Below are 4345 nucleotides of genomic sequence, written 5' to 3' on the forward strand. Positions count from 1 at the left end.
GGGACTCGACCTCCTGGCCAAGGCCCGCCTCCACCCGATCGAGTCACAAACCGACGAGACCATCGTCCCGACCGAACTCACCGCATAGCCTCAAAACGAGATCACCGAGTGGCCGTCAATACACCACTCCAGCGGACGCGACCTCCCAGCGCCGTGGCCGAGGCGCGGGGAAGACGAACCTCCGGCCCCAAGGTCATGCCGCCGCTGCAGCGAGGCCTACAACGGGGGCAGTACGCCGCCGTTCCATCGCTACCCACCCACGTTCCAGTCTGGCGTGAGGCCCTCAGCGTCAACGAGCCTGTGACCTGTGGCGCCAGACTGCATGTTCCAGCCCGCTCCGGTCATGGCCGAGCACGGTGGCGGCGGCTTCGTACACAGCACGCAGGTGGTGGTAGTTCCCGCCCACGATGCCGGCCTGCGCGGCGAAGGCGCGCAGGTGGGTGTCGACGGCGACCTCCGAGCGGCCGACGAGATTGCCGAGGTAGTCGACCGTCTTCGGTCCGACGCCGTTAACGGTGCGCAGTGCGGCCCGGTGGTCCGGGGCCTCGAGCCAGGTGTGAAGGTCGTCGCGAGTGTCGACTCCGCAGCCAGCCAGGAGATCGGCGATGTGGTGGGCGATCGCAACCCGGCGGGGGGCGTTGAAGTTCATGACCGCGGCAAGGTCTTCAGTGGCCAGGCGCACGCGGAATCCGCGCACGGTGTCGGCGTCGGGCCATGCCGTCTGTAGACGGATTATGCGTGGGCGGATGGTCGCTGCGTAGTTGCGGCGGGCCTGGAAGCTGGCGTCACAGATGACGGCGCCCATGTGACTCCAGCCGCCGGGTGCAGGGAACGGGCCGTCGCCGAGCACCGCGCGGATATGCGCTGCGAGCAGTTGGGCGTGCGTGTGGGTGGTCATGGATTCCAGGTGTCATCGCGGTGGAGTGATACGGAGCCGGCGCACGTCGCCGACTCCGGAGCAGTCGGTCTTGCCGTCCTTGTGTAGTTGCTTCACTGCGGCTCGGATGTGCTTGCTTCGTGCCTGGCCGAGGACGCCTGCGAGGACTTCGGCCTGCCGGTCGCCGATCGTGAAGGGGCCAAGATCACGCTGGAGACGCTCGATGTTTTGGCTTATCTGTCTCACCCACGCCTGGGCGCGCTGCTCTTCTTCTTCGTCGAAGGTGTCGACGGCGCCGAAGAGGGTTCCTTCGTCAGGCGGGGGCAGGCAGGCTCGGCGCCAGGCGACCTGGGCGAGGCTGGCGGCTTCCCCGAACAGCCACAGGCCGTCCTTGTGGCGGCTGAAGTGCACCAGATGGTAGGCGACTTGGTGATGTGCGCGGTTGCGGACGTCGATGGTCCAGTAGCCCGCGCGGACGGTGCGTGCGACGCGCTGGGCGAAGCCGGTGGTGATGCGCGCGACGGCTTCCGTGTTGTTCTTGGATGCCTCGAATTCCTCACGCCACCAGGAGCCGCCGCAGGCTGCGTCCATGGCGCGAAGTGTGGCCGGCTTTCCGGGGGTGTCCTTGGGGCTGGTGAGCAGGCCTCCGATGCGGCGTACGGCGTTGGCGTTGAAGTTGAGCAGGACTTCGGTGGCGTGGCGGCCGGTCGTTCCGTGAGCGCTGCGGGAGCCGAAGATCTGCTGGGTGAGTGCTTGGAAACTCAGCCCGAGGCCGAAGGGGTCCAGGAAGGCGAAGAGGGGTGAGCCTGCTGCTCGTTGCAGAACCTGGTCGAGGTGCTTCTCGGCTCGCCCCTGCAGGGCGTGGGCGGCCAGTCCCTGGCTGCGGGCGTCCTCGACGAGGGCGGCCAGGGAGCGGTAGCTCCTGCGTCCACGCTCGATGAAGTAGCAGTCGAGCTGGCGGAAGCCCGCGATGCGGGCGGCCGAGTCCAGGATCAGGGCTGGGGATCCCGGTGTGCCGTCCTCATACCGGCCTGGCCCTGCATAGCTGTCGAGGTAGACGACGCGGCCGTCCGGCGCGTACCGGCCGACCTTACTGGCGAAGGGGACGACGTAACTGTCGAGGATGGCGTGCTTGAGGACGGCGGCGGCCTTCTTGCTGACGAAGAAGGGGCTGCTGGCGTCCAGTTCCTTCTCGTCGGCGCCTTCACCGCTCAGGTTGAGAACTGTGTCGTCGAGCACTGCCTCGGACGCGTCCAAGATCCCCCACCTTGTCTGCTCGATGGACATGGTGGGCACGATTTTGCGGCAGATACGCTGGGTGTGTACCGGAGTTGCAGGAAATCGGCCTGCCCGGCTCGGCATGGCGCAGCACCGGCACGAGAGCGTCCTTCGGCGACCCATGCCGTGCTGCCGAGGTCTTTGCGGTATTCCGGGGGTTTTAGGTGCAGCGGTGTGACAGGCTGGATAGCCGCTGGCGGAGGGTTCTAGCGTGCCGGCAGTGACAGTGCGCGCTGTGGCATGTCGTCCCAGGTGCGCCCATCCAGTTCGCGGCCTTTGGCCTTGGGCGTGCGGCCACCCCACTGCTTGAAGAAGAAGGCCACCTCGGCCTGCTGACAGGTGTCGCGGATCTGCGTCACCCAGGCAGGATCCAGCGCCCGGTGTCCAGGCCCTGACTCGCCGCCTGCGATGACCCAGTCGATGCCGGACAGTTCCAGCCCGTCCAGCGGCCCCAGCAGCGGCTCGCAGGACAGGAACTTCACCGCCGCAGGGACGTGTCGCAGGTCGTCGACGCGGGTCAGTTCCTTCGCACTTTCCACCGAGACGCCCATCCACAGATTCGCCGGCCACTGAAGTCGGTCGGCGACCAGCCTCAGGCGGCGTGCACGCTTGGTGAGCACCTGGTAGGTGTGCTGGGGGGTGTCGGCGACCACCTCGAACACCCGGCGTACGTAGTCCAGTGGCACTCGCGCGTGGAACAGGTCGCTCATGGAGTTGACGAAGACCGTCCGTGGGGTCTTCCAACCGTAAGGGACACGCAGTGCGTCCGGGTGCAGGGTCAGCCCGAATCCCGGTCCTGAGGTGCGCGGGTCCCCGTCAGCCTGGTACTTGGGGGAACCCATCGCCTTCAGGCGCTTGGCCAGGGCCAGCGCGTAGCAGTTGTCGCAGCCCGCGGACACGCGGTCGCACCCCGTGGTCGGGTTCCACGTGGCCTCAGTCCACTCGATCGAACTGCGGTCACTCATCGGCCGGCCCTCCATTCCCCTCGAACCGAACCTGTTGCTCCATTGCGATGAGAGTCTGCAACGCTTCCCGCACCGGAACCTCATCGGCATCCCACCGGCATCCAACCATCCGGTGTCAGCCAGGGTCTCAGACTTCTACGTTCGAACCCTCGTGCGTGGAAGCAGCGGCTTCTGATCGTTTCTGGGCCCTGATCACATGCGCCGTCGCCTGTCCGTTACCGGAACAGGTGTCAGCGGGGCGGGCTCAGCTCCCGCCCGCGGCCGCGCCGGTGGGCGCCTAGGCCAGCACGGCCGGCAAGGCGTCCTCGGTCGTCCAGTCTCCGTCGAAGAGAGCGGCGACCAGGCGGCCGTGTTCCTCGGGGAGTTGGCGGGCGCGGTGCCTGGTGCGGGTCTTGGCGAGCCAGGCGCCGAGCGCGACGGTGTCGCCGTCGACGCGGATCGTCTCGCGGGCGGCGGGTGTGCGGCCTTCGCGGTGCAGGAAGAGCTCCAGGAGCTGGACGGTCTCCTCGAAGGTGCGGCGGGTACGGCGGGCGGGGGCGAGCGGGTTCGTCTCGGGGGTGAGGCTGAGGGCGGTCATCAGCTGCTGCTGGCCGGGGGCCAGGGTGGGCCAGGTGGTGAGCTGGCGATGCAGCCAGGAGCCGATCTTCACGCCGCCGAGCTGAGTGTCGCGGGTCAGGGCGGCAGGGTCAGCGCCGGAGGCGAGGTGGGCGCGCAGCAGGTGGTACTTGCGGTGCCAGTCCGCTCCGTGCGGCAGGCGCCAGTCGGGGGCAAGGGCGCTGAGGGCCTCGGCGCGGGCGGTGTCGAGTTCGCCTTTGGTGGCGAGGTGGCGTCGTTCGGCGAGCCAGGCCCCGACGGGAGTGGTGGCGGGGGCGGCGAGGTGACCGTGGGCGCGCAGGTAGTCGGCGGCCGCGGCGAGGCGGGCGCGCCAGGCGGCGTCATGCTTGTCCCAGATCATGCCCAGCGCGTCGAGTTCGGCGACCCAGTCGGCTTCGAGGCGGCCGGCTTTCGCGGCGTCGCGCATGGTGGTGATGAAGGTGCCGAGCCGGTATCCGGTGGGATCGGTGTAGTCGGCGGGGACGTCTAGGTGGCCGTACTCGTCGCGGTAGGAACGGGCGGCGGTCAGCCCTAGGTGTTCTGTCCGGGGAGGTTGTGGACAGGTGAGCCAGGTCTCGGCTGAGGGATCTTGAACAGGTGAGGGCCTTCCGGTTCGGTGTGGATTGCGACG

Annotated in this window: 4 protein-coding genes; all 4 read right to left on the reverse strand. The window is 68.3% G+C overall.

Going from position 1 to position 4345, the window contains the following annotated elements; translation table 11 throughout:
- Positions 1-289 precede the first annotated feature (289 nt).
- Positions 290-898 (reverse strand): hypothetical protein, encoded by a 609-nt coding sequence (locus tag ACFYMM_RS44145; protein WP_388398458.1) that lies wholly within the window; start codon positions 896-898, stop codon positions 290-292.
- Positions 899-910: 12 nt separating this feature from the next.
- On the reverse strand, positions 911-2134 hold the full coding sequence (gene tcmP, locus ACFYMM_RS44150) for a three-Cys-motif partner protein TcmP (RefSeq protein ID WP_388398461.1): 1224 nt from the start codon (positions 2132-2134) through the stop codon (positions 911-913).
- A 227-nt stretch (positions 2135-2361) separates the two neighbouring features.
- The gene (locus ACFYMM_RS44155) at positions 2362-3120 is read right to left on the reverse strand and encodes a DUF5131 family protein (RefSeq protein WP_388398464.1); all 759 of its coding nucleotides are present in this window, start codon (positions 3118-3120) and stop codon (positions 2362-2364) included.
- Positions 3121-3397: 277 nt separating this feature from the next.
- Positions 3398-4345 (reverse strand): helicase associated domain-containing protein (locus ACFYMM_RS44160; protein ID WP_388398467.1); only part of this gene is annotated, 948 nt, incomplete at its 5' end.

Source organism: Streptomyces sp. NPDC006739 (genome assembly GCF_042869815.1).
Lineage (GTDB): Bacteria > Actinomycetota > Actinomycetes > Streptomycetales > Streptomycetaceae > Streptomyces.